25 protein-coding genes and 1 tRNA gene are annotated in these 23,698 nt (G+C 67.7%); 18 read left to right on the forward strand and 8 right to left on the reverse strand.

The genetic code is table 11. The annotated features are described in order from the left end of the window. The first annotated feature begins 6 nt into the window (after positions 1 to 6). The 5 genes from ugpA to AC07XP_RS15495 are packed head-to-tail and all read left to right on the forward strand — an operon-like array spanning position 7 to position 6,096. On the forward strand, positions 7 to 888 hold the full coding sequence (gene ugpA / locus AC07XP_RS15475; protein ID WP_062474481.1) for a sn-glycerol-3-phosphate ABC transporter permease UgpA: 882 nt from the start codon (positions 7 to 9) through the stop codon (positions 886 to 888). Positions 889 to 927: 39 nt separating this feature from the next. Further along, positions 928 to 1,779 (forward strand): sn-glycerol-3-phosphate ABC transporter permease UgpE, encoded by an 852-nt coding sequence (gene ugpE / locus AC07XP_RS15480; RefSeq protein WP_495265172.1) that lies wholly within the window; start codon positions 928 to 930, stop codon positions 1,777 to 1,779. A 3-nt stretch (positions 1,780 to 1,782) separates the two neighbouring features. Beyond that, positions 1,783 to 2,790: a sn-glycerol-3-phosphate ABC transporter ATP-binding protein UgpC gene (gene ugpC, locus AC07XP_RS15485; protein ID WP_062474484.1), complete on the forward strand. Its 1,008-nt coding sequence runs from the start codon at positions 1,783 to 1,785 to the stop codon at positions 2,788 to 2,790. Between the two features lie 3 nt (positions 2,791 to 2,793). Then, positions 2,794 to 3,540, forward strand: a complete 747-nt coding sequence (gene ugpQ / locus AC07XP_RS15490; RefSeq protein ID WP_495265173.1) for a glycerophosphodiester phosphodiesterase — start codon at positions 2,794 to 2,796, stop codon at positions 3,538 to 3,540. 51 nt (positions 3,541 to 3,591) lie between these two features. After that, positions 3,592 to 6,096 (forward strand): DUF3772 domain-containing protein, encoded by a 2,505-nt coding sequence (locus tag AC07XP_RS15495; protein WP_495265174.1) that lies wholly within the window; start codon positions 3,592 to 3,594, stop codon positions 6,094 to 6,096. A gap of 13 nt (positions 6,097 to 6,109) precedes the next feature. Here the strand turns inward: AC07XP_RS15495 and AC07XP_RS15500 are convergent, their stop codons facing one another. Further along, on the reverse strand, positions 6,110 to 6,580 hold the full coding sequence (locus AC07XP_RS15500) for an Lrp/AsnC family transcriptional regulator (protein WP_056578260.1): 471 nt from the start codon (positions 6,578 to 6,580) through the stop codon (positions 6,110 to 6,112). A 225-nt stretch (positions 6,581 to 6,805) separates the two neighbouring features. Between AC07XP_RS15500 and AC07XP_RS15505 the strand changes: the two genes are divergently transcribed. The 4 genes from AC07XP_RS15505 (at position 6,806) to AC07XP_RS15520 (ending at position 10,072) form a co-directional block, all read left to right on the forward strand. Further along, complete coding sequence (locus tag AC07XP_RS15505; RefSeq protein ID WP_172438392.1) at positions 6,806 to 7,783, forward strand: ABC transporter substrate-binding protein; 978 nt, start codon at positions 6,806 to 6,808, stop codon at positions 7,781 to 7,783. Positions 7,784 to 7,863: 80 nt separating this feature from the next. Then, positions 7,864 to 8,760 carry an ABC transporter permease gene (locus AC07XP_RS15510; RefSeq protein WP_062474491.1) on the forward strand — a complete coding sequence of 299 codons (897 nt, stop codon included), beginning with the start codon at positions 7,864 to 7,866 and terminating at the stop codon, positions 8,758 to 8,760. Beyond that, positions 8,760 to 9,554: an ABC transporter ATP-binding protein gene (locus tag AC07XP_RS15515; RefSeq protein ID WP_495265175.1), complete on the forward strand. Its 795-nt coding sequence runs from the start codon at positions 8,760 to 8,762 to the stop codon at positions 9,552 to 9,554. The genes AC07XP_RS15510 and AC07XP_RS15515 overlap by 1 nt, the downstream gene beginning before the upstream one ends. After that, positions 9,554 to 10,072, forward strand: a complete 519-nt coding sequence (locus tag AC07XP_RS15520) for a GNAT family N-acetyltransferase (protein WP_495265176.1) — start codon at positions 9,554 to 9,556, stop codon at positions 10,070 to 10,072. The genes AC07XP_RS15515 and AC07XP_RS15520 overlap by 1 nt, the downstream gene beginning before the upstream one ends. A 7-nt stretch (positions 10,073 to 10,079) precedes the next feature. On the opposite strand, the gene AC07XP_RS15525 is transcribed toward AC07XP_RS15520, so the two are convergent. After that, positions 10,080 to 10,358: a hypothetical protein gene (locus AC07XP_RS15525; RefSeq protein WP_495265177.1), complete on the reverse strand. Its 279-nt coding sequence runs from the start codon at positions 10,356 to 10,358 to the stop codon at positions 10,080 to 10,082. A gap of 112 nt (positions 10,359 to 10,470) precedes the next feature. Between AC07XP_RS15525 and hemA the strand changes: the two genes are divergently transcribed. The 5 genes from hemA to paeA all read left to right on the forward strand — a co-directional run bounded on the left by hemA (position 10,471) and on the right by paeA (position 15,571). Then, positions 10,471 to 11,745, forward strand: a complete 1,275-nt coding sequence (gene hemA / locus AC07XP_RS15530) for a glutamyl-tRNA reductase (RefSeq protein ID WP_495265178.1) — start codon at positions 10,471 to 10,473, stop codon at positions 11,743 to 11,745. 106 nt (positions 11,746 to 11,851) lie between these two features. Continuing rightward, entirely contained in the window at positions 11,852 to 12,940 is a 1,089-nt protein-coding gene (prfA, locus tag AC07XP_RS15535) for a peptide chain release factor 1 (RefSeq protein WP_062474498.1), read from the forward strand. Beyond that, complete coding sequence (prmC, locus tag AC07XP_RS15540; protein WP_495265179.1) at positions 12,940 to 13,797, forward strand: peptide chain release factor N(5)-glutamine methyltransferase; 858 nt, start codon at positions 12,940 to 12,942, stop codon at positions 13,795 to 13,797. The genes prfA and prmC overlap by 1 nt, the downstream gene beginning before the upstream one ends. 32 nt (positions 13,798 to 13,829) lie before the next feature. After that, positions 13,830 to 14,159, forward strand: coding sequence for a Grx4 family monothiol glutaredoxin (gene grxD, locus AC07XP_RS15545; protein ID WP_062474501.1), 330 nt, complete (start codon positions 13,830 to 13,832; stop codon positions 14,157 to 14,159). A gap of 92 nt (positions 14,160 to 14,251) precedes the next feature. Next, positions 14,252 to 15,571: a polyamine export protein PaeA gene (gene paeA / locus AC07XP_RS15550; protein WP_062474502.1), complete on the forward strand. Its 1,320-nt coding sequence runs from the start codon at positions 14,252 to 14,254 to the stop codon at positions 15,569 to 15,571. Positions 15,572 to 15,587: 16 nt separating this feature from the next. Here paeA and AC07XP_RS15555 read toward each other — a convergent pair whose 3' ends face one another. Continuing rightward, entirely contained in the window at positions 15,588 to 16,244 is a 657-nt protein-coding gene (locus tag AC07XP_RS15555) for a lytic transglycosylase domain-containing protein (protein ID WP_062474504.1), read from the reverse strand. Further along, on the reverse strand, positions 16,241 to 17,986 hold the full coding sequence (locus AC07XP_RS15560; protein ID WP_495265180.1) for a proline--tRNA ligase: 1,746 nt from the start codon (positions 17,984 to 17,986) through the stop codon (positions 16,241 to 16,243). The genes AC07XP_RS15555 and AC07XP_RS15560 overlap by 4 nt, the downstream gene beginning before the upstream one ends. Positions 17,987 to 18,121: 135 nt before the next feature. Here AC07XP_RS15560 and AC07XP_RS15565 point away from each other — a divergent pair, with 135 nt between their 5' ends. Together AC07XP_RS15565 and AC07XP_RS15570 are read left to right on the forward strand one after the other, a co-directional pair. Beyond that, on the forward strand, positions 18,122 to 18,790 hold the full coding sequence (locus AC07XP_RS15565; RefSeq protein WP_062474507.1) for an RNA pyrophosphohydrolase: 669 nt from the start codon (positions 18,122 to 18,124) through the stop codon (positions 18,788 to 18,790). Then, positions 18,738 to 19,331, forward strand: a complete 594-nt coding sequence (locus AC07XP_RS15570; RefSeq protein WP_139700136.1) for a CNP1-like family protein — start codon at positions 18,738 to 18,740, stop codon at positions 19,329 to 19,331. The genes AC07XP_RS15565 and AC07XP_RS15570 overlap by 53 nt, the downstream gene beginning before the upstream one ends. 34 nt (positions 19,332 to 19,365) lie before the next feature. Here the strand turns inward: AC07XP_RS15570 and proB are convergent, their stop codons facing one another. The 4 genes from proB to rplU all read right to left on the reverse strand — a co-directional run bounded on the left by proB (position 19,366) and on the right by rplU (position 22,319). Continuing rightward, complete coding sequence (gene proB, locus AC07XP_RS15575) at positions 19,366 to 20,505, reverse strand: glutamate 5-kinase (protein WP_062474510.1); 1,140 nt, start codon at positions 20,503 to 20,505, stop codon at positions 19,366 to 19,368. A gap of 80 nt (positions 20,506 to 20,585) precedes the next feature. Further along, a complete protein-coding gene (gene cgtA, locus AC07XP_RS15580) occupies positions 20,586 to 21,662 on the reverse strand; it encodes an Obg family GTPase CgtA (RefSeq protein WP_062474512.1) in 1,077 nt (358 codons plus the stop codon). A 72-nt stretch (positions 21,663 to 21,734) separates the two neighbouring features. Beyond that, positions 21,735 to 21,995 (reverse strand): 50S ribosomal protein L27, encoded by a 261-nt coding sequence (gene rpmA / locus AC07XP_RS15585; RefSeq protein ID WP_013543198.1) that lies wholly within the window; start codon positions 21,993 to 21,995, stop codon positions 21,735 to 21,737. Between the two features lie 12 nt (positions 21,996 to 22,007). After that, positions 22,008 to 22,319 (reverse strand): 50S ribosomal protein L21, encoded by a 312-nt coding sequence (rplU, locus tag AC07XP_RS15590; RefSeq protein WP_062474515.1) that lies wholly within the window; start codon positions 22,317 to 22,319, stop codon positions 22,008 to 22,010. A gap of 182 nt (positions 22,320 to 22,501) precedes the next feature. Between rplU and AC07XP_RS15595 the strand changes: the two genes are divergently transcribed. Beyond that, the gene (locus AC07XP_RS15595) at positions 22,502 to 23,494 is read left to right on the forward strand and encodes a polyprenyl synthetase family protein (RefSeq protein WP_070063612.1); all 993 of its coding nucleotides are present in this window, start codon (positions 22,502 to 22,504) and stop codon (positions 23,492 to 23,494) included. 52 nt (positions 23,495 to 23,546) lie between these two features. Beyond that, positions 23,547 to 23,623 (forward strand) — tRNA-Pro (locus tag AC07XP_RS15600). The last annotated feature ends 75 nt before the right edge of the window (positions 23,624 to 23,698 follow it).

Raw genomic sequence — 23,698 nt, forward strand, 5'->3', positions numbered from 1 at the left:
GGCTTCATGGAAAAACGCGTTTTCTTTCGCTCGGGCTGGTTGCCCTGGCTGCTGCTGACACCGCAGATGGCGGTGATCCTCGTGTTTTTCTTCTGGCCGGCCGGCCAGGCGCTGTTGCAGTCGCTGCAGCAGCAGGACGCGTTCGGCACGTCGGTCGAGTTCGTCGGGTTCGACAACTTCCGCCACCTGTTCGACGACCCGGCCTACGCCGAGTCGTTCAAGACCACCGCGCTGTTCTCGGTGCTGGTGGCCGGCATCGGCATCAGCCTGTCGCTGATGCTGGCCGTGTTCGCCGACCGCATCGTGCGCGGCGGCATGTTCTACAAGACCATGCTGATCCTGCCGTACGCCGTGGCGCCTGCCGTGGCGGCCGTGCTGTGGGTCTTCATGTTCTCGCCCTCGCTGGGCGTGGTGGCCTATGCGCTGGGCAAGATCGGCATCAACTGGAACCACCTGCTCGACTCGGGCCACGCCATGACGCTGATCGTGATGGCCTCGGTGTGGAAGCAGATCTCCTACAACTTCCTGTTCTTCCTGGCCGGGCTGCAGTCCATTCCGAAGTCGCTGATCGAGGCCGCGGCCATCGACGGCGCGCGCCCGTGGCGCCGCTTCTGGACCGTGCAGTTCCCGCTCTTGTCGCCCACCACCTTCTTCCTGCTGGTGATCAACGTGGTCTACGCCTTCTTCGACACCTTCGCGATCGTCGATGCGGCCACGCAGGGCGGCCCGGGCAAGGACACGACCATCCTGGTCTACAAGGTCTACCACGACGGCTTCAAGGGCCTGGACCTCGGCGGCTCGGCCGCGCAGTCGGTGGTGCTGATGGTGATCGTGGTGGCGCTGACCGTCATCCAGTTCCGCTACGTCGAGAAGAAAGTGCAGTACTGATGAAGCAACAAGAACAAATCGAATCCGGCGGAGCGCAGCATGGTTGAGAAACGCGGCACGCAGGGCATCCTGGCCCACGTCATCATGATCCTGGGCGTGTTCATCGTCGCCTTCCCGCTCTACCTGGCGTTCGTGGCCTCCACGCACACGGCCCAGGAGATCGTGCAGGCGCCGATGCCCCTGACACCCGGCTCGAACATCGTCGACAGCTACAAGGGCGCGCTGTTCGGGCGCGCGAGCAGCGCGGGCTCCAACGCCCCGGTGGCGCACATGATGTGGGTGAGCTTCGTGACGGCCATGGTCATCGCCATCGGCAAGATCACCATCTCGCTGCTGTCGGCCTTCGCCATCGTGTACTTCCGCTTCCCGTTCAAGAAGATCTGCTTCTGGGCCATCTTCGTGACGCTGATGCTGCCGGTGGAGGTGCGCATCCTGCCCACCTACAAGGTGCTGTCCGACCTGAACATGCTGAACACCTACGCGGGCCTGACGGTGCCGCTGATCGCGTCGGCCACGGCGACCTTCCTGTTCCGCCAGTTCTTCCTCACCGTGCCCGACGAGCTCACCGAAGCGTCGCGCATGGACGGCGCGAGCCCCATGCGCTTTTTCTTCGACGTGCTGCTGCCGCTGTCCAAGACCTCGATCGCGGCGCTGTTCGTGATCCAGTTCATCTACGGCTGGAACCAGTACCTGTGGCCGCTGCTGGCGACCACGAGCGAAGACATGTACCCCGTGGTGGTCGGCATCAAGCGGATGATTGCCGGCGGCGACGGACAGAACGAATGGAACGTCGTGATGGCCACCGCCATCCTGGCGATGCTGCCGCCCGCGCTGGTGGTGATCCTGATGCAGAAATGGTTCGTCAAGGGCCTTGTTGATACCGAGAAATAAAAAATGGCAGCTCTTTCCCTACGCAACGTCATCAAGCGCTACGGCCACGGGCCGAAAGCCAACCAGGTCATCCACGGCGTGAGCGCCGAGATCGCCGACCACGAATTCATCGTCATCGTCGGCCCTTCGGGCTGCGGCAAGTCGACGCTGCTGCGCATGGTCGCGGGCCTGGAGGAAATCTCGGCCGGCGAAATCTGCATCGGCGGCAAGGTCGTGAACCAGCTCGAACCCTCCGAGCGCGACATCGCCATGGTGTTCCAGAACTACGCGCTGTACCCGCACATGAGCGTGTTCGCGAACATGGCCTACGGCCTGAAGATCGCCAAGGTGCCGACGGCCGAGATCAAGGTGCGCGTCGACAAGGCGGCCAAGATCCTCGAGCTGGGCCACCTGCTCGAGCGCAAGCCGCGCGAACTCTCGGGCGGCCAGCGCCAGCGCGTGGCCATGGGCCGCGCCATCGTGCGCCAGCCGCAGGTGTTCCTGTTCGACGAACCGCTGTCGAACCTGGACGCCAAGCTGCGCGCCCAGACCCGCCTCGAGATCCAGAAGCTGCACCGCGAGCTCGGCATCACCTCGCTGTTCGTCACGCACGACCAGGTCGAGGCCATGACGCTGGCCCAGCGCATCATCGTGATGAACGGCGGCGTGATGGACCAGTTCGCCACGCCCGAAGAGGTGTACTCCAGGCCCGCCACCACCTTCGTGGCGAGCTTCATCGGCTCGCCGCCGATGAACCTGCTCAAGCACGCACCGGGCGTGCGTCCGGGCCAGATCCTGGGCATCCGCCCCGAGCACATGAAGCTCGACGAAAGCGGCTGGACGGTGCAGGTCGAGCAGGTCGAACTGCTGGGCGCCGAGCGCCTGGTGTACGGCCGCATCGGCGAGGAGCAGATCATCATGCGCACCGACGAAGGCGACCACCCGCCGGTGGCCGGCGACACGGTGAAGATCGCGGCGCGCGAAGACAAGCTGCACTGGTTCGACGCCGGCTCCGGCAAGCGCGCCGACTGAGCGATGGCCGAACGCAGCCCCTGGCCCTACCCCCGCTGGGTCGCGCACCGCGGCGCCGGCAAGCTGGCGCCCGAGAACACGCTTGCGGCCTTCCGCTTCGGCGCTTCGCACGGCTACCGCATGTTCGAATGCGACGCCAAGCTCAGCGCCGACGGCGTGGTGTTCCTGATGCACGACGCCACGCTCGATCGCACCACCAACGGCCACGGCATCGGCGGCCAGCAGGCGTGGAGCGCGCTGTCGCAGCTCGACGCCGGCGGCTGGCATTCGCGCGCCTTCGCAGGCGAGCCGCTGCCCACACTGGAAAACCTGGCGCGCTTCTGCCGGGCCAACAACCTGCTGCTGAACATCGAGATCAAGCCCACGCCCGGCACCGAGCGCGAGACCGGCGAGGTGGTGGCGCGCGAAGCCGCGCGCCTGTGGCAGGGTGCGGCCGTGCCGCCGCTGCTCACCTCGTTCCAGGTCGACGCGCTGAAGGGCGCACAGGCCGTGCAGCCCGAGCTGCCGCGCGGCCTGCTCCTCGACACGCTCTGGAACGGCTGGCTCGACACCGCGCTGGGCCTGGGCTGCCAGGCCATCGTCTGCAACCACGCGCTGTGGGACGCCGCCACCGTGGCGCAGGTGCATGGTGCGGGCCTGCGTTCGCTGAGCTACACGGTGAACGACGACTGGGCCGCACAGCGGCTCATCGACCTGGGCACCGACGGCATCATCACCGACCGGGTGGACCTGTTCAGCCCCGCGGGCTGACGCTGCATTTCTTACCCGTTCTTACGTCATGGCGGCTTCTATGATGCGGCCATGAATCGGACCTCTCGCCTGGCGGGCCTGTGCCTTCCCGCCCTCCTGGCTCTGTGGGCCCTGCTGACGTGCGGCGGCGCCTTCGCGCAGCCGGACGCCAGCATGAACGCAGGCAACGGCAACCCCAACAACAGCGCCAACACCGCGGCGGCGGCCGCCCCGCCCCCCACCATCGCCGAGCTGCGCGCGCAGTTCGCCCGCATCGCGCCTTCGGGCAAGGGCAACGCCAGTGTCGTTCCGGGCGCCGAAGACGACGCACGCAAGCAGCTCGCGCAGATCAACGAGATCGGCGTGCAGGCCGACAAGTTCGTCGCCGCCCGTACCAGCGAACTGGCCGACCTGAACGCGCGCCTCGGCGAACTCGGCAATCCGCCCGCCGCCGGCGCCACCGAAGACCCCAACATCACGCGCCAGCGCGCGCAGCTGACCAAGGAGCGCAACGCGCTCGACGCGGACATCCGTCTGGCCAAGCTGCTGGCGATCGACGTGCGCCAGCGCGGCACCGACGTGGTGTCGCAGCGGCGCCAGCAGTTCGAGGCCGAACTCACCAGCCGCGCCGCCTCGCCGCTCAGCGGCGAGTTCTGGGACGACCTGCGCGAGGCCTGGCCCGACGACTTCGAACGGCTGCAGGCGATCGGGGCGGCGCTCGGCGACGGCTTCGACCAGGCGCTGCAGCCCGAAAGCCGCACGCCGGTGATCGCCTCGTTCATCGGCGCGCTGCTGCTCGCCTGGCTCGGCGTCTGGGCCGCCGAGCGCGGGCTGGCGCGCCTGGCCACACGCGTGCTGCCGGCCGGGCGGCTGCGCCGCTCGCTGCTGGTGATCGCCATCGTCGCCACGCACGTGCTGCTGGTCGCCGTGGCCGCGCACGGCGTCGTCGAAGTGCTCAAGGCCCACGCGATGTGGGATGCGCAGGCGCGCAAGGCGCTGCAATCGGCGGCGCAGACGCTGACCTTCATGGCGTTCATCATCGGCCTCGGGCGCGGGCTGCTGGCCACGGGGCGGCCGTCGTGGCGCCTGCCGGCCATTCCCGACCTCACGGCACAGCGCCTGTCGGCGCTGCCGTGGCTGGTGGCGCTGGTGGCCGCGCTGGCGTGGACGCCGGCCGAGATCAACGCGCTCATCGACGCCAGCTTTGCCGCCGTGGTCACGACGCACGTGGCGACGGCGCTGCTGCTCACCGCGCTGGTCGGCACCGTCGTGTACCGCCTGAAGGCGCTGCGCGCCGACGCGCCCGACGCCGGCCTGCCGGAACGGCCGATGTGGGTCGGGGTGCTGGTGGCGCTGATCGTGGTGCTGGTGATCGCGATCTGGGTGCTGGTGGCCTTCGGCTACGTGGCGCTGGCGAGCTTCCTGGCCTCGCAGCTCACCTGGAGCGGCATCGTCGCGGCGGCCTTCTATGTGCTGTTCAAGTTCGCCGACGACCTGTTCATGGCCGTGGTGTCCTCGCGCAGCGCCTCCGGCCAGCGGCTGCAGAAGAGCTTCGGCCTGGCGCCGCAGACGCTCGACCAGGCGGCCACGGTGCTCTCGGGCCTGAGCCGCGTGGCGCTGTTCTTCTACATGCTGGTGGCGCTGGCCGCGCCGCTGGGCACGGGCCCGGGCGAGGTGTTCCAGCGCGGCGGCAAGCTCGGCACCGGCGTGAAGGTGGGCGAATTCCAGCTGGTGCCCGGCGCGATCCTCAGCGCCGTGGCGGTGGCGGTGATCGGCTTCATCGTGCTGCGGGTGTTCAAGCGCTGGCTCTCGCGCAGCTACCTGCCGAGCACGCAGTTCGAGCCGGGCATGCAGAGCTCGATCACCACGCTGCTGGGCTACGTGGGCGGCATCCTGGTGGTGGCGTTCTCGCTGTCGGCGCTGGGCATCGGCATCGAGCGCATCGCGTGGGTGGCGAGCGCGCTGTCGGTGGGCATCGGTTTCGGCCTGCAGGCCATCGTGCAGAACTTCATCTCGGGGCTGATCCTGCTGGCCGAGCAGCCGGTGAAGGTCGGCGACTGGGTGGTGCTGGGCACCACCGAGGGCGACGTGCGGCGCATCAACGTGCGTGCCACCGAGATCCAGCTGGGCGACCGCTCGACGCTGATCGTGCCGAACTCGGAGTTCATCACCAAGACCGTGCGCAACATGACGCTGGCCAACGCCGAAGGCCGCGTGCTGATCCGCCTGCCCATGCCGCTGACCACCGACGCGCAGCGCGTGCGCGAGCTGATCCTCGAGGCCTGCCGCGCGCACGAGGGCGTGCTGGAAACGCCGGCGCCCTCGCTCACGCTCGAAGGCATCGAGAACGGGCTGCTGATCTTCCAGGCCATCGCCTACGTGCCGAGCCCCCGGCTGGCAGGCGGCGTGCGCAGCGACCTGCTGTTCACGATCCTCGACGCGCTCAAGCAGGCCGACCTGCCGCTGGCCACGCCCACGACGCTGGTGATGGCGGCGCCCGCGCCGGTGCTGCCCGCCGAGCCGTCGCCGGCGCCGGCCACGCCGGCGTCCCCGCTGCCGGGCACCACCAGCACCTGACGCGCCCGTCGCCCTATTCGAGCGGCAGCGCCCCCGTGCACTTGATCTCGTTCAGGCACACGCTGGAGCGCACCGCCGACACGCCCGGCATGTGCATCAGCGTGTGCATGAGGAACTGCGACAGCGCCTCCAGGTCGCGCGCGACCACCTTGAGCACGTAGTCGAAGTCGCCGGTCACCGAGTAGCACTCCAGGATCTGGCGCATGTCGGCGATCAGGTCCTGGAACTTGGGCAGCTCGTCGACATGGCCGCGCGCCATCGTGACGTGGATGAAGGCGATCACGCCCAGCCCGATGTGACGCGCGTTGAGCCGCGCGGCGTAGCCGCTGATCAGCCCCAGTTCCTCGAGCCGCCGGTGGCGCCGCAGGCACTGCGCGGGCGACAGCTGGGCCACCTCGGCCAGGTCCAGGTTGGACGCGCGACCGTGCGCCTGGAGGTGGTCCAGAATCCGCCGATCGGTCCGGTCGAGTTCGATGATCTGCAATTTCGTCTCTCCATATGCATCAAGGATGCAATTATGTTTCCTAAAGCGGGGAAAGCCCGAGGCATTCATGCACCTTAATTGTGCAAAGTACGATCTAGACTTCGACGCGCCCGGACGGCGTTGCGCCACGCCGGGCCGCTGAATTGCGCGCCCTGGTGCTTTGCCGGTGCCTTGCCGGCGGCTTCGAACGCACCCACACCCCTTTCCCCACCCGGAGACCCTTACGTGAAAAACGCTTTGCTTCGCACCCCCTTCAGCGCCGTGGCCCTGGCCCTCGGCGTGCTCGCCGCCGCACCGGCCCTGGCCGCCGACAAGTCGGTCGCCGTGACCGCCATCGTCGAGCACCCGGCGCTGGACGCCGTGCGCGACGGCGTGAAGGAAGAGCTGAAGGCCGCCGGCTACGAAGCGGGCAAGAACCTCAAGTTCACCTACCAGAGCGCCCAGGGCAACGTAGGCACCGCCGCCCAGATCGCCCGCAAGTACGTGGGCGATGCGCCCGACGTGATCGTCGCCATCGCCACGCCGTCGGCGCAGGCGACCGTGGCCGCCACCAAGACCATTCCCGTCGTGTACTCGGCCATCACCGACCCGGTGGCCGCCAAGCTGGTGAAGAACTGGGAGCCCTCGGGCACCAACGTGACCGGCGTGTCCGACCTGTCGCCGCTGGAGAAGCACATCGACCTGATCAAGAAGGTCGTGCCCACGGCCAAGCGCGTCGGCGTGATCTACAGCCCCGGCGAAGCCAACTCGGTGGCCATCGTCGAGTCGCTCAAGAAGGCCGCCTCGGCCGCCGGCATGACGGTGGTCGAAGCCGCCGCCGCGCGCACGGTCGACGTGCCCACCGCCGCCCAGAGCCTGGTCGGCAAGGCCGACGTGATCTACACGCCCACCGACAACAACGTGGTGTCGGCCTTCGAGGGCATCGTGAAGGTGGCCCAGCAGGCCAAGCTGCCCGTGGTGGCCGCCGACACCGCCACCGTCGAGCGCGGCGCCGTGGCCGCACTGGGCCTGAACTACACCGACATCGGCCGCCAGACCGGCAAGATCGTGGTGCGCATCCTCAAGGGCGAGAAGCCCGGCACCATCGCCTCGCAGACCAGCACCAACTTCGAGCTGGTGGTGAACCCCGGCGCGGCCAAGCTGCAGGGCGTGACCCTGTCGGACGCGCTGCTGAAGTCGGCGAAGGTCGTCAGCACCAAGTAAACGCCGCCCCGGCGGGCCTTCTGCTCCCGGCGCAGGCCGGGCGCCGGGGCCCGCCGACTGCGCTCCCGCCGGAAGCCCCCATGTCCCTCATTGCTTCGCTGGGCGCCATCGAGATCGGTCTGATTTTCGGACTGGTCGCGCTGGGCGTCTTCATGTCGTTTCGCATCATCAACTTTCCCGACCTCACGGTGGACGGCAGCTTTCCGCTGGGCGCCGCCGTGGCCGCGACGCTGATCGTCGCGGGCTGGAACCCCGCCGCCGCCACGGCCGTGGCCTGCGTGGCCGGTGCCGCCTCGGGCTGGCTCACGGCCTGGCTCAACGTCAAGCTGAAGATCATGCAGCTGCTCGCGAGCATCCTGGTGATGATCGCGCTGTACTCCATCAACCTGCGCGTGATGGGCAAGCCCAATGTGGCGCTCATCACCGAACCCACCGTGTTCAGCATGGTCAGCTTCGGCGGCATGCCCGAGCAGTGGGCCAAGCCGCTGCTGCTGCTGATCATCGTGATCGCCGCGAAGATCGTCGTCGACCTGTTCTTTGCCTCCGAAGCGGGCCTGGCGATGCGCGCCACCGGCGGCAACGCGCGCATGGCGCGGGCCCAGGGCATCTCGACCGATTTCCAGACCATGGCGGGCCTGGCGCTCTCCAATGCGCTGGTGGCGCTGGCCGGCGCGCTGTTCGCGCAGAGCCAGGGCACGGCCGACATCTCGATGGGTGTGGGCACGATCGTGATCGGCCTGGCCGCCGTGATCATCGGCGAGACCCTGCTGCCCGCGCGCAGCATGGTCATCACCACGCTGGCCTGCGTGCTGGGTGCGCTGCTGTACCGCTTCTTCATCGCGATGGCGCTGAACACCGACTTCATGGGCCTGCAGGCGCAGGACCTGAACCTGGTCACCGCCGTGCTCGTGGCGTTCGCGCTGCTGGTGCCCGCCTACAAGCGCAAGCTGGGCGGACTCTTCAAGGGGAAGAACTGATGCTGCGCGCCCAACAACTCGAAATCACCTTCAACCCGGGCACGCCGATCGAAAACCGCGTGCTGCGCGGCCTGAGCCTGGACATTCCGACCGGCCAGTTCGTCACCGTGATCGGCTCCAACGGTGCGGGCAAGTCGACCTTCCTCAATGCGATCAGCGGTGACCTGATGGTCGACAAGGGTCGCCTGGAGATCGACGGCAAGGACGTGACCCGCCTGAACGCCTGGCAGCGCTCGGGCATGGTGGCCCGCGTGTTCCAGGACCCGATGGCCGGCACCTGCGAGGCGCTGACCATCGAGGAAAACATGGCGCTGGCGTGGAAGCGCGGCGAGCGCAGGGGCTTCGGCTTCTCGCTCAACCGCAACCTGCGCGAGCTGTTCCGCGAGAAGCTGTCGATCCTGAAGCTGGGCCTCGAAAACCGGCTGGCCGACCGCATCGGCCTGCTCTCGGGCGGCCAGCGCCAGGCCGTGAGCCTGCTGATGGCCTCGCTGCGGCCCTCGCGCATCCTGCTGCTGGACGAGCACACGGCCGCGCTCGACCCGAAGACCGCGGCCTTCGTGCTGGAGCTCACCGCCAAGATCGTCGAAGGCAGCCAGCTCACCGCCATGATGGTCACGCACAGCATGCGCCAGGCGCTGGACTACGGCACGCGCACCGTGATGCTGCACGAGGGCCAGGTCATCCTCGACGTGGCCGGCAACCAGCGCGCGGGCCTGGACGTGCCCGACCTGCTGCGCATGTTCGAGCAGACGCGCGGCGAGAAGCTGGACGACGACAAGCTGCTGCTGGCCTGATGGACGCGGCGGCTCCTCTTCTGCTCGTGCGCGACATGCGCGCGGACGACCTCGACGCGGTGCTGGCGATCCAGCTCGCCTGCTACGGCGCGGGGTTCGTGGAGGACGGCGTGCTCATCGCGCGGCGGCTGGCAGCCTCGCCGCACACCGGCTGGGTGGCCGAGCACGGCGGTGCCGTGCGGGCCTACCTGGCGGCCTACCCCTCGCAGCGCGGCAAGCTCACGCCGTTGCACGGCGATTTCGAGGTGGCGCCCGACGCCGACGCGCTCTACCTGCACGACCTGGCCGTGCACCCCGAGGCCTCGGGGCTGGGCCTGGGGCCGCGCCTCGTGCGCCATGCCTGGGCGCACGCGCTGCGCGCGGGCTGGCGGCATTCGACGCTGGTGTCGGTGCAGGCTTCGGTCGGGTTCTGGGAACGCCAGGGCTATGCGGCCACGGTGCCGGCCGATGACGCGCAGCAGGCCCGGCTGGCGACCTACCCCGGGGACTCGGTCTACATGGCCCGCCGGCTGGACTGAGGCCGGCTCAGCGGCCCCAGCCACGCATCGCGATCCACTGCACGGTGCCGCAGACCGCCGCCAACGCGGCATAGGTGGCCATGGAGCCGTCGCGGCCCGTGAGGATCAGCCCGGCCAGCGAGGTCAGCAGGCCAGCCCCGAAGGTGATCGCCCATTGCTTCCACCAGTGCGGAATGCCGGTGCGCGGGCCGCCGAGGAAGCGCCCGACCGCCACCAGCACCAGGGCGATGAAGGCCGCCGGTGCCGCAAAATTAAGCAGATGATTGAAGAGATCCAGAAGGTCCATGAGGGGGCCACGAGTGGGCGCGGGGCCATGTGGCGAAGCGTATGGCTGTCATAGGGAAAGCCATTTGCCCCTCGGCAAACCTCGCCCGGCTGCTGATTTTATAATCATGGACATGTCAGTCTGGGCTCTCGGCTTGAACCACACGACCGCGCCGCTCGATCTGCGCGGTCGTTTCGCGTTCGCGCTCGACCAGATCGCCCCGACGCTGCACAGCCTGCGCAGTTCTTTCGCCGGCAACAGCAGCCACCCACAGGTCGAGGCCGCGATCATCTCGACCTGCAACCGCACCGAGATTTATTGCGCCTCCGAGCACATCGCGCTCGACCACACCTTCGGCTGGCTGGCCCAGAGCGGCGGCGTGGCCCCTGCCCTGCTGCGCTCGCACGCCTACACCCTGCACGACGACGAAGCCGCGCGCCATGCCTTCCGCGTGGCCAGCGGGCTCGACTCGATGGTGCTCGGCGAGGCCCAGATCCTGGGCCAGATGAAAGACGCCGTGCGCGCGGCCGAAACCGCCGGCGCGCTCGGCAGCACGCTCAACCAGCTGTTCCAGCGCTCGTTCGCGGTCGCCAAGGAAGTGCGCACCGCCACCGAGATCGGCGCCCATTCGATCAGCATGGCCGCCGCCGCCGTGCGCCTGGCCGGCCAGCTGTTCGAAGACCTGCGCAAGACCCGCGTGCTGTTCGTCGGCGCGGGCGAAATGATCGACCTCGCGGCCACGCACTTCGCGGCCAAGGAGCCCAAGGCCATCGCCATCGCCAACCGCACGCTGGAGCGCGGCGAAAAGCTCGCTTCGCGCTTCGGCGGCGAAGCCATGCGGCTGGCCGACCTGCCGGCGCGGCTGGCCGAGTTCGACATCGTCATCAGCTGCACCGCGAGCACGCTGCCGATCATCGGCCTGGGCGCCGTGGAGCGCGCGCTCAAGGCACGCAAGCACCGCCCGATGTTCATGGTCGACCTGGCCGTGCCGCGCGACATCGAACCCGAGGTGAAGGCCCTCGAAGACATCTACCTGTACACCGTGGACGACCTCGCCCAGGTCGTGCAGCAGGGCCAGGCCAACCGCCAGGCCGCCGTGGCGCAGGCCGAAGTCATCATCGACGCCGGCGTGCAGAGCTTCATGCACTGGCTGGGCCAGCGCGGCACCGTGCCGCTGATCCAGCAGCTCAACGCGCAGGCCGACGAATGGCGCGCCGCCGAGATGGCCCGTGCGCGCAAGCTGCTCGCCAAGGGCGAATCGATTGATGCGGTGCTCGAGGCCATGTCGCGCGGCCTCACGCAGAAGATGATGCACGGCGCCATGGCCGAGCTGCACGCGGGCGATGCCGCCTCGCGCGAACAGACGGCGCAGACGCTGTCGCGCCTGTTCCTGCGCAAAGAGCGTTAGCGACGACGCGCGTCGATGGCCCCGCTCGCCGCGCGGGCCGCGGTCTCCATGCGCCCTGCCGCTGCACTGCGGCGTTCCCCTCCCCATTTTTCGAGCCCCTTCCGTCGTGAAATCTTTTCTGCGCCACCAACTCGAACGCTACGTCCAACGCCTGGGCGAGCTCGACTTCCTGCTCTCGCGCGAAGACATCATGAGCGACATGGCGCAGTACCGCACCATCTCGCGCGAGCATGCCGAGGTCACGCAGATCGCCGGCCGCTACGAGCGCTTCAAGCAGCGCGAAGCCGACATCGCGGGCGCCCAGGAGATGCTCGACGACCCCGACATGGCCGAGATGGCTAAAGAAGAAATCGCCGGCGCCGAGGCCGAGCTGGTGCAGCTCGAGGACGAGCTGCAACGCCTGCTGCTGCCCAAGGACCCCGACGACGCGCGCAACGCCTTCATGGAAATCCGCGCGGGCACGGGCGGCGACGAGTCGGCGCTGTTCGCAGGCGACCTGCTGCGCATGTACACGCGCTACTGCGAGCGCGCCGGCTGGCGCTGCGAGGTGGTGAGCGAAAGCGAGAGCGAACTCGGCGGCTACAAGGAAGTGGTGATCCGCATCGTCGGCGACGACGTGTTCGGCCACCTGCGCTTCGAGTCGGGCGGCCACCGCGTGCAGCGCGTGCCGGCCACCGAGACGCAGGGCCGCATCCACACCAGCGCCTGCACGGTTGCCGTGCTGGCCGAGCCCGACGAGACCGTGGCGGTGCAGATCAACCCGGCCGACCTGCGCATCGACACCTACCGCGCCAGCGGCGCGGGCGGCCAGCACATCAACAAGACCGACTCGGCCGTGCGCATCACGCACATCCCGACCGGCATCGTGGCCGAGTGCCAGGACGATCGCAGCCAGCACCGCAACAAGGCCAAGGCGCTGCAGGTGCTGTCGGCGCGCATCCAGGAGAAGGAGCGCAGCGAGCGCGCCGCCAAGGACGCCGCCATGCGCAAGGGCCTGATCGGCAGCGGCGACCGCTCGGACCGCATCCGCACCTACAACTTCCCGCAGGGCCGGCTCACCGACCACCGCATCAACCTCACGCTCTACAAGCTGCTGGCCATCATGGAAGGCGACCTGGGCGACGTGCTCGAGGCGCTGCGCGCCGCGCGCGAGGCCGAGCAGCTGGCCGAACTCGAATCGAGCCTGCCCGCGTGATGACCGACACCACCGCACCGTCCACCGTGGCGCAGGCGCTGGCCGCGGCCATGGCCCTGGGCATCGATCGCCTGGACGCCCAGCTGCTGCTGCTGCATGCGCTGGGCCGCCCCGTGAACGACCGCGCCTGGCTGCTCGCGCACGACACCGACCCGTTTCCCGGCGAGGCCTGGCCCGCGTTCGCGCGCCAGCTGTCGCGCCGCACGGCGGGCGAGCCGGTCGCCTACCTGCTGGGCGAGAAGGAATTCCACGGTCTGCAGCTGCAGGTCGATGCCCGCGTGCTGGTACCGCGCCCCGACACCGAAACGCTGGTCGAGTGGGCCCTGGCCTGCCTTGCCGCTCCGGACGGCCGTCCGGCCCCGCGCGTGCTCGATCTCGGTACGGGCAGCGGCGCGATCGCACTGGCGCTGCAGCATGCGCGCCCCGACGCGCAGGTCGACGCGGTCGATGCCAGCGCCGACGCCCTCGCGGTGGCCCGGGCCAACGCCCAGCGCCTGGGCCTGCCGGTGCGCTTCACCGAATCGAGCTGGCTCGACGGCGCCGCCGACGGCTACGCGGTCATCGCCAGCAACCCGCCGTACATCGCCGCCGGCGACCCGCACTTGCCCGCGCTGCGCCATGAGCCGACCCGCGCGCTGGTCGCGGGCGCCGACGGCCTCGACGACATCCGCCAGATCGTGCGCGACGCCCCGGCCCACCTGGCCGACGGCGGCTGGCTGCTGCTGGAGCACGGCCACGACCAGGCCGAGGCGGTGCGCCAGCTGCTGGCCGAACGCGGTTTTGCCGAGGTGCAAAGCCGTGACGACCTCGCCGGCATCGCGCGCTGCTCCGGCGGCATCTGGCGCACGGTGAAATAATCCCCCCAGCCCACTTTTCTTCAGGAGTCCCCATGTCCGACGCTCAACAACGCATCGACGACCTCGTCAAGTCCAACGAACTCGTGCTCTTCATGAAGGGCAACGCCAGCTTCCCGATGTGCGGTTTCTCGGGCCGCGCCATCCAGATCCTCAAGGCCGTGGGCGTCGACACCAAGACGCTCAAGACCGTCAACGTGCTCGAAGACGACGGCATCCGCCAGGGCATCAAGGAATACAGCAACTGGCCCACCATCCCCCAGCTCTACGTGAAGGGCGAATTCGTGGGCGGCTCCGACATCATGATGGAGATGTACGAGTCGGGCGAGCTGCAGCAGGTGATCGGCGGCGGCGCGTCCGCCTGAGCCTTCCGCTCCCCGTTTGACGGGCGCCGCGCCCCGCGCGCGCCCGAACCCGGTGCCAGTCATGGCACCATGGCGGTCTACGACGTGCCGCCATGACTCTCACCCAAAGCCTGCTCATCATCGCGCTGCTGATCGCGATGAGCGCCTTCTTCTCCCTCGCCGAAATCTGCCTGGCCGCCTCGCGCCGCCTGCGTCTGCGCCAGATGGCCGACGAGGGCGATCCGCGCGCGGAAAAAGTGCTGCGCGTGCAGGAGCAGCCGGGCCACTACTTCACCGTGGTGCAGATCGGCCTGAACGCCGTGGCGATCCTCGGCGGTGTGGTGGGCGAAGGCTCGTTGAGCCCGTATTTCGCCCGCTTCTTCGAGAACTGGCTCAGCGTGGAGGTGGCGGCCAACATCGCCTTCCTGTGCTCGTTCGTGATCGTGATCGCGGTGTTCCTGGTGTTCGCCGACCTGTTCCCCAAGCGCCTGGGCATGAGCGCGCCTGAACGGCTCGCGGTGCGCATCGTCGGGCCGATGCTGCTGCTGATCACCGCCTTCAAGCCGCTGGTGTGGTTCTTCACGCGCGCGACCGACCTGCTGTTCAAGGTGCTGGGCATGCCGATGGCACGCGACGACAAGATCACCTCGGCCGACATCCTGGCCATGACCGAGGCCGGTGCGCAGGCCGGCGTGCTGGCGGCGCGCGAGCAGCAGGTGATCGCCAACGTGTTCGAGCTCGACACGCGCCTCGTCAGCAGCGTGATGACCGCGCGCGAGAGCATCGCCTGGTTTTTGCACGACGACCCCGAGTCGGTGCTGCGCGCGCGCATCGTGGCCGAGCCCTATTCCGCCTACCCGGTGTGCGACGGCGACATCGACCACGTGCTGGGCTACGTGGATGCCAAGGACATGTTCCAGCGCGTGCTCAGCGGCCAGCCGCTGGCCTTCGACCAGGGCCTGACGCTGCACAAGGCGCTGGTGATTCCCGACCGGCTCTCGCTCACCGAGGTGCTCGAGCAGTTCCAGCAGGCGCACGAAGACTTCGCGATCATCGTCAACGAGTACAGCCTGGTGGTGGGCGTGATCACGCTCAACGACGTGATGAGCACGGTGATGGGCGACCTGGTGTCGACCTCGACGCCCGAGGAAGAGCAGATCGTGAAGCGCGACGAAAACTCGTGGCTGATCGACGGCATCACGCCCATCCAGGACGTGCAGCGCGCGCTGCACATCGACGAGCTGCCGCATGCCGAGGAGTACGAAACGCTGGCGGGCTTCCTGATGGTGATGCTGCGTCGCGTGCCCAAGCGCACGGACAGCGTGACCTGGGGCGGCTACACCTTCGAGGTGATGGACGTCGACAGCTACCGCATCGACCAGGTGATGGTCACCAAGGGCTCGGCGACCGCCAAGGCCGTGGTCGCCGACTGAGCAACTGCGGCTGCCTTCAGGCCGCCGAGCGGTCCCTGTCGACGTAAGCCCACAGCCGCTGGTTCGCGAACACCGCGTTCGGGTACGGCGCGCGGCCCCGGCTGCCGTTGTAGCGGCCCAGCGTCATGAACAGGTCGCCCTTCTCGCGGTCGAGGTAGTGGCGCAGGATCACGCAGCCGAAGCGCAGGTTGGTCTGCATGTGGAACAGCTTGGCCGAATCGCTGTCGCCGATCACGCGAGTCCAGAAGGGCATCACCTGCATGTAGCCGCGCGCGCCGGCGCTGGAGACCGCGAACTTGCGGAAGTTGCTCTCGACCTGGATCAGGCCCAGCACCAGGCTCACGTCGAGCCCCGAGCGCTTGGCCTCGTACCAGACGGTCTGGAGGAACTCGATGCGCGTGGCCGGGTCGGCGACCTTCTTGCGCAGGCGCTCGCTCATCTCGCCGAGCCACCGCAGGTACGCGAGGCGGGCCTCGGTGTCGGCGAACTGCGGCACCGGCGGCGCCTTGTTGTGGATGGCCGAGCTCAGCGCGGTGCGCACCGAGTCGATCAGCGGCTCTTCGATCTGCGCGCCGGCCCAGGCCACCTGGGGCAGTGCCAGCGTCGTCAGGGCGCCTGCCGCAACGCTGCCCAGCAGGCAGCTGCGTCGCGAAAGGCCCCCCGCCACGCTCATGCCGCGAGCTTGCCGGCGATGAAGTCGGCGATGCCGGCCGCGGGCACCTTGGTGGCGGCGGTGTCGCGCCGGCCCTGGTACTCGAGCTGGCCTTCCTTGAGGCCGCGGTCGGAGATGACGACGCGGTGCGGCACGCCGATCAGCTCCCAGTCGGCGAACATCGCGCCCGGGCGCTCGCCACGGTCGTCCAGCAGCACGTCGACGCCCTTGGCCAGCAGTTCTTCGTAGAGCGCTTCGGCCGCGACCTTGACCTCGGGGCTGCGGTCCATGCCGATCGGGCAGACCACCACCGTGAACGGCGCCAGCGCGTCGGGCCAGATGATGCCGCGCTCGTCGTGGTTCTGTTCGATGGCGGCGGCCGGCAGGCGGGTGATGCCAATGCCGTAGCAGCCCATCTCGAGGAACTGCGGCTTGCCGCCTTCGTCGAGGTAGGTGGCGTTCATGTCCTTGCTGTACTTGGTGCCAAGCACGAAGACGTGGCCCACCTCAATGCCGCGCTCGATGGCCAGCACGCCCTTGCCGTCGGGCGAGGCGTCGCCGGCGACCACGTTGCGCAGGTCGGCGACCAGGTCGGGCTCGGGCAGGTCGCGGCCCCAGTTGACGCCGGTCATGTGGAAGTCGACTTCGTTAGCGCCGGTGATCCAGTCGGCCAGCACGGCGGCCTCGCGGTCGGCCACGAGCTTGACGGGCTTCTTGAGGTTCAGCGGGCCGAGGTAGCCCGGCTTGCAGCCGAAGTGCTCGTCGATCTCGGCGGTGGTGGCAAAGCGGAAGCCCTTGTCCAGGCCGGGCAGCTTGCTGACCTTGATCTCGTTCATGTCGTGGTCGCCGCGCAGCAGCAGCAGCCAGATCTGCGCGCCCTGGATGTTGCCGGCCGCGTCGAGGACGTCGGTGGCCAGCACCAGCGACTTGACCGTGGTGGCCAGCGGCACGCCGAGCAGTTCGGCCACGTCGGCGCAGGTGCTCTTGCCGGGCGTGGGCGTCTTCTCGAGCGCGTTGGCGGCGGCGGGACGCGGGCCGGCCGGGGCCAGCGCCTCGGCCTTTTCCATGTTGGCGGCGTAATTGCTGTCGGGGCAGTAGACGATGGCGTCTTCGCCGGTGGCGGCGATCACCTGGAACTCTTCGCTCAGGTCGCCGCCGATGGCGCCGCTGTCGGCCGCCACCGCGCGGTAGCGCAGACCGAAGCGGTCGAAGATGTTGCGGTAGGCCTGGGCCATCACCTGGTAGCTGGCCTTGGCCGCGTCGAGGTCGCGGTCGAAGCTGTAGGCGTCCTTCATGATGAACTCGCGCCCGCGCATCAGGCCGAAGCGCGGACGGCGCTCGTCGCGGAACTTGGTCTGGATCTGGTAGAAATTCTTCGGCAGCTGCTTGTAGCTGCGGATTTCCTGGCGCGCAATGTCGGTCACCACCTCTTCGCTGGTGGGCTGGATCACGAAGTCGCGGTCGTGGCGGTCCTTGATGCGCAGCAGCTCGGGGCCCATCTTGTCGAAGCGACCGGTCTCCTGCCAGAACTCGGCCGGCTGCACCACGGGCATCGTGAGCTCGACGGCGCCGGCGCGGTTCATTTCCTCGCGCACGATCGCTTCGACCTTGCGGATCACGCGCAGGCCCATGGGCATGTACGTGTAGATGCCCGTGCCGAGCTTCTTGATCATGCCGGCCCGCATCATGAGGCGGTGGCTCGCGACCTCGGCGTCAGCGGGCGCTTCCTTCAGGGTGGAGACAAAGAATCGGGAAGCTTTCATCGGGATCGCGCAGGTGGGTTCGAAGTGAGGAGGGAGACAGGCACCCCGGAGAGACCCTGAGAGCCCGGAACCGGTCGCTTGCCGAGTGCAACCCGGCATGCATAATCGACTCAGTTCAAAAATTGGGGTTTGATTATGCTCGACCGGGACGGCTTCAGGCCCAACGTCGGCATCATCCTGCTCAACCAGAGAAACCAGGTTTTCTGGGGCAAGCGCATACGCACGCATTCCTGGCAGTTTCCGCAAGGCGGCATCGACCGTGGCGAAAGTCCCGAGCAAGCCATGTTCCGGGAACTGCACGAGGAAGTCGGGCTCCACCCGGAGCATGTGCGCATCGTGGCCCGTACCCGCGACTGGTTGCGCTACGAGGTGCCGGATCGGTTCATCCGCCGTGACGCACGGGGCCACTACAAAGGCCAGAAGCAGATCTGGTATCTGCTGCAACTTGTCGGCCACGACTGGGATCTCAACCTGCGTGCCACCGACCATCCCGAATTCGACGCCTGGCGCTGGCACGACTACTGGGTCCCGCTCGACGTGGTCGTCGAGTTCAAGCGCGGCGTCTACGAGATGGCGCTTACCGAGCTTGCTCGCTACCTGCCCCGGCAGGATTTCCGCAACCGCTTCCTGCGCAGCAACGTGCGCGCCCGAGAATTCGAGCGCCACACGCTGGACCATGGAGCACCTGCGGGCCTCGACCTGCCGCCCGGCGGCAGCTTCGACCCGCATCCCGACATTCCTTCTGCGAGCGATGAACCTCCTCCCAAGAACAGCGCGCCCTCTTCTTTCCCGACGCCACGCTGAGCGTGCGCTCGTCATCGCCTGCGTCAGCCTGCTGGCCGCCTGCGCCTCCCGCGGCTACGACACCGACAACCCCGACTGGGCCCAGGCCGGCATGCCACCGGCGCCCAAGAGCACCGAGCAGGACAAGGAGTGGGAAGAAACTGCGGTGCCGCCGCCGCCCGCCTTCAGCGAAAGCCGTCTGCTGCCGATCGCGATGCCGCCCTACATGACGCTGAAGTTCGGCGTTGATCCGAACACCATCGCCATCACGAAGGACGGCATCGTGCGCTACGTGGTGGTGGCACAGAACCGGGCCGGCGGTGCCGTCAATGCGTTCTACGAAGGCGTGCGCTGCTCGACGGCGGAAATGAAGAGCTATGCCCGCTACAACAACGGCGCCTGGCAGGAAACGAAGTCGCCCGAGTGGAAGCGCGTGAGGGACATGAACTCCAGCTACGTGCCGGCGCTGGCGTCGCAGGGCCTGTGCCGCGGCAACGCGCCGCGCAGCTCGGTCAACGAGATGGTGCAGAACATCCGCAACCCGCTGCGCGAACTGCCGTGAACCGGCGGCGGGGCATTGCGCCCCGCCCAGCAGGTCAACCGGGCATCAGCACCATGTTGTCGCGGTGCACCATCTCCGGCTCGGCCGCGTAGCCCAGCAGCCGCTCGAACTCGGCCGACGGCTTGCGGCACAGCAGCCGGGCCTCCACGCTCGAATAGTTGGCCAGCCCGCGGGCCAGCTCGACGCCGTCGACATCGCGCACCGCGATCACGTCGCCGCGCGAGAACTCACCCGACACGCCCGTCATGCCGATCGGCAGCAGGCTCTTGCCTTCGCCGCGCACCTTCGCAGCCGCACCGGCATCGACGATGACGGCACCGCGCAGCTGCAGGTGATCGGCCATCCAGCGCTTGCGCGCCTGATGCTTGGCGGTCTGCGCCACCAGCAGCGTGCCGATGGATTCGCCGCGCGTGAGCCGCAGCAGCGCGTCGGCTTCGCGGCCCCAGGCGATGACCGTGGAAGCACCGGAGCCCGCCGCGCGCTTGGCCGCGAGGATCTTGGTGATCATGCCGCCCCGCCCGATGCTCGAGCCGGCGCCGCCTGCCATGGCTTCGAGCGCCGGATCGCCTGCGGCAGCTTCGTGCACGAATTTCGCGTCGGGGTCCTTGCGCGGGTCGGCCGTGTACAGGCCCTTCTGGTCGGTCAGGATGATCAGGGCATCAGCTTCGACCAGGTTGGCGACCAGGGCGCCGAGCGTGTCGTTGTCGCCGAACTTGATCTCGTCGTTGACCACCGTGTCGTTCTCGTTGATCACCGGCACCACGCCCAGGCGCAGCAGCGTGACCAGGGTCGAGCGTGCATTGAGGTAGCGCTCGCGGTCCGCGAGATCGGCGTGCGTCAGCAGCACCTGCGCACTGCCGATCTGGTTCTCGCGCAGCTTGGTCTCGTACATCTGGGCCAGGCCCATCTGCCCGACGGCTGCCGCCGCCTGAAGCTCGTGCACTTCGTGCGGACGGGTCTTCCAGCCCAGGCGCTTCATGCCCTCGGCGATCGCGCCGCTCGACACCATGACCACTTCGCGCCCGTCGCGCACCAGCTCGGCCAGTTGCCGGCACCACTCGCCGATGGCACCTTCGTCGAGGCCGCGCCCCTCGTTGGTCACGAGGCTGGAGCCCACCTTGACGACGATACGGCGGGCATCCCGCAAGGCAGTGGAACCGGAATTCGAGGTCATGAAGAAAGAAGGCGTGTTTCAGGAATGCAGCCTGCGCTGCTTGCTATCCATTTTGCAGCACCGAAGGTGCCGCGACGCCCTCAGTTTCCTTCGGGCGGCAGCGGAACGAAGCGCGGATCGACCACGACGGTTTCGTGCTCGGCCACCTGCTGCGCCTTGACCTGCTGGTACACGGCCTTGATCAGGTGCTCGCAGCCTTCGCGCGTGAGCGCCGAGATCTCGAAGACCGGGCCCTTGAAGCGCAAGCGCTTGACGAAGTCCTTGACGCGCGCGGCGCGCTCGTCGTCCGGCACCATGTCCAGCTTGTTCAGCACCAGCCAGCGCGGCTTCTCGTGCAGCGCCGCGTCGTACTTCTTGAGCTCGGCCACGAGCGCCTTGGCCTGGGCGACCGGATCGACGCTGTCGTCGAACGGCGCCATGTCGACCACGTGCAACAGCAGGCGGGTGCGCTGCAGGTGGCGCAGAAACAGGTGACCGAGGCCGGCGCCTTCCGAGGCGCCCTCGATCAGACCGGGCAGGTCGGCCACCACGAAGCTCTGCTCGGGGCCGACGCGCACGACACCGAGGTTCGGGTGCAGCGTGGTGAAGGGATAGTCGGCAATGCGCGGACGGGCGTTCGAAACGGCGCTGATCAGCGTCGATTTGCCGGCATTCGGCATGCCCAGCAGGCCCACGTCGGCCAGCACCTTGAGCTCGAGCTTGAGGCTCTTCTTCTCGCCGGGCCAGCCGGGCGTCTTCTGGCGCGGCGCACGGTTGATCGCGCTCTTGAAGCGCATGTTGCCGAAGCCGCCGTCGCCGCCCTTGGCGATGGTGATGACCTCGCCGTCCTTGAGCAGCTCGTACAACACCTCACCCGTTTCAGCGTCGGTGATGATCGTGCCGACGGGCATCTTGAGAACGATGTCGTCGCCGGCGGCGCCGAACATGTCGGAGCCCATGCCGTGCTCGCCGCGCTTGGCTTCGTGCCGGCGCGAGTAGCGGAAATCGACCAGGGTGTTGAGGTTCGAGTCGGCCACCGCGAACACGTGGCCGCCACGGCCGCCGTCGCCGCCGTTGGGGCCGCCGAACTCTTTGTACTTCTCATGACGGAACGACACGCAGCCGTTGCCGCCATCGCCCGCGGCGATGTCGATGAAGGCTTCGTCGACGAACTTCATGGGATGTCCAGTTTACAAATGAAGAAGCCCCGGCAATGCGGGGCCTCGGAAAGATCGAAGTGACTGCGGGGCTTAGGCCGCGGGCGTCACGTTGACCATATGCTTGTTCAGCGCACCCTTGTGACCGAACGACACGTGGCCGTCGACCAGGGCGAAGAGCGTGTGGTCCTTGCCCACGCCGACGTTCACGCCGGGGTGGAACTGGGTGCCGCGCTGGCGCACGATGATCGAGCCTGCGCTGATCAGTTCGCCGCCGAAGGCCTTCACGCCGAGCATCTTGGGCTTGGAATCGCGCCCGTTTCGCGTGGAGCCGCCGCCTTTTTTCTGTGCCATGGAATGTGCTCCTTAGCCGGCGATCGCGCCGATTTGCAATTCGGTGAACTGCTGGCGATGGCCTTGACGTTTTTGATAGTGCTTGCGACGGCGCATCTTGAAGATGCGAACCTTGTCGTGCAGGCCGTGCGACAGCACCGTGACTGTCACCGTTGCGCCGGACACCAGGGGCGTGCCAACCTTGATTTCAGCGCCGTTTCCGACAGCCAGAACCTGGTCGATCACGATTTCCTGGCCTACGTCCGCAGCAATCTGTTCTACTTTAATTTTCTCGCCGGAAGCAACGCGATACTGCTTGCCGCCGGTTTTTATGACCGCGTACATGTAAACCTCTTAGAAATGAGTCTCCGCAGCGAATTCCGCAGAGCCCAAGATTATAGCGCGGTTTGCGAACACTCACCACCCCGACGCTGAGACGCTCCAGGGAATCGTGCACGGCTCCCTATAATTCGCGCGTTCCGGCCTCCAGGGCCGCCCTCATCCTCGCAGCGCCCCGCGCCTTCGCTTTGCCAGTTCCCGCCGCCGACACCTCCCCCACCGCCACCGTGCTGGACCTGATTGCCGGCGACATGGTCGAAGTCGACCGTGTGATCGCCCAACGCCTCAATACTGGCGTTCCGCTGGTCAGCCAGGTTTCGCAATACATCATCTCGGCCGGCGGCAAGCGGCTGCGGCCGGCGCTGCTGCTGCTCATGGCAGGCGCGCTCGGCTACACGGGCGAACAGCGCTTCAACTTGGCGGCCGTGGTGGAGTTCATCCACACCGCCACGCTGCTGCACGACGACGTGGTCGACGAATCGACCCTGCGCCGCGGCCGCGCCACCGCCAACGAATCCTTCGGCAACCCCGCCAGCGTGCTGGTGGGCGACTTCCTGTATTCGCGCGCCTTCCAGATGATGTTGGATGCAAACAACATGCGCATCATGCAGATCCTGGCCGAAGCGACCAACGTGATCGCGGAAGGCGAAGTGCTGCAACTGATGAACATGCACGACGCCTCGCTGGACGAAGCGGCGTACCTGCGCGTGATCCGCTCCAAGACCGCCAAGCTCTTCGAGGCGAGCACCCGCCTGGCGGCCGTGCTGGCCGGCACGACGCCCGAAGTCGAAGAAGCCTGCGCCACCTACGGACAGGCGCTGGGTACGGCCTTCCAGGTGATCGACGATGTGCTCGACTACGCAGGCGATGCGCAGGAAACCGGAAAGAACGTCGGCGACGACCTGCGTGAAGGCAAGACAACCTTGCCGTTGATCTTCGCCATGCAGCGCGGCACTCCTGAGCAAAGCGCACTGGTGCGCGCCGCGATCGAGGCCGGCGACACCGCGCAGCTGGGGAAAATCGTCGAGATCGTTCGCGAAACCGGCGCGCTGGAAGCTTCGCGCGCAGCCGCTGCAGCAGAGGCCGAACGCGCAATTCATGCATTGCGCGACCTTCCGTCGAATTTGCACGCTTCAGGTTTGCTACAATTAGCGGCTCAGTTGCTTGAGCGACGTGCCTGAAACACCTCCACAGAGTTGGCATCTAGGACGAGTTCTTTTTCTTGCAACCAATCGGGGTGTAGCTTAGCCTGGTAGAGCGCTACGTTCGGGACGTAGAGGCCGGAGGTTCGAATCCTCTCACCCCGACCAGTTTTTCTCGACTGGTCCAGTTAATGTCAGTCCCTGTTGCTGTGTAACGATTTACAGCACAGGCGTGTTCAGCGA

The organism is Variovorax sp. GW531-E2 (assembly GCF_059423125.1).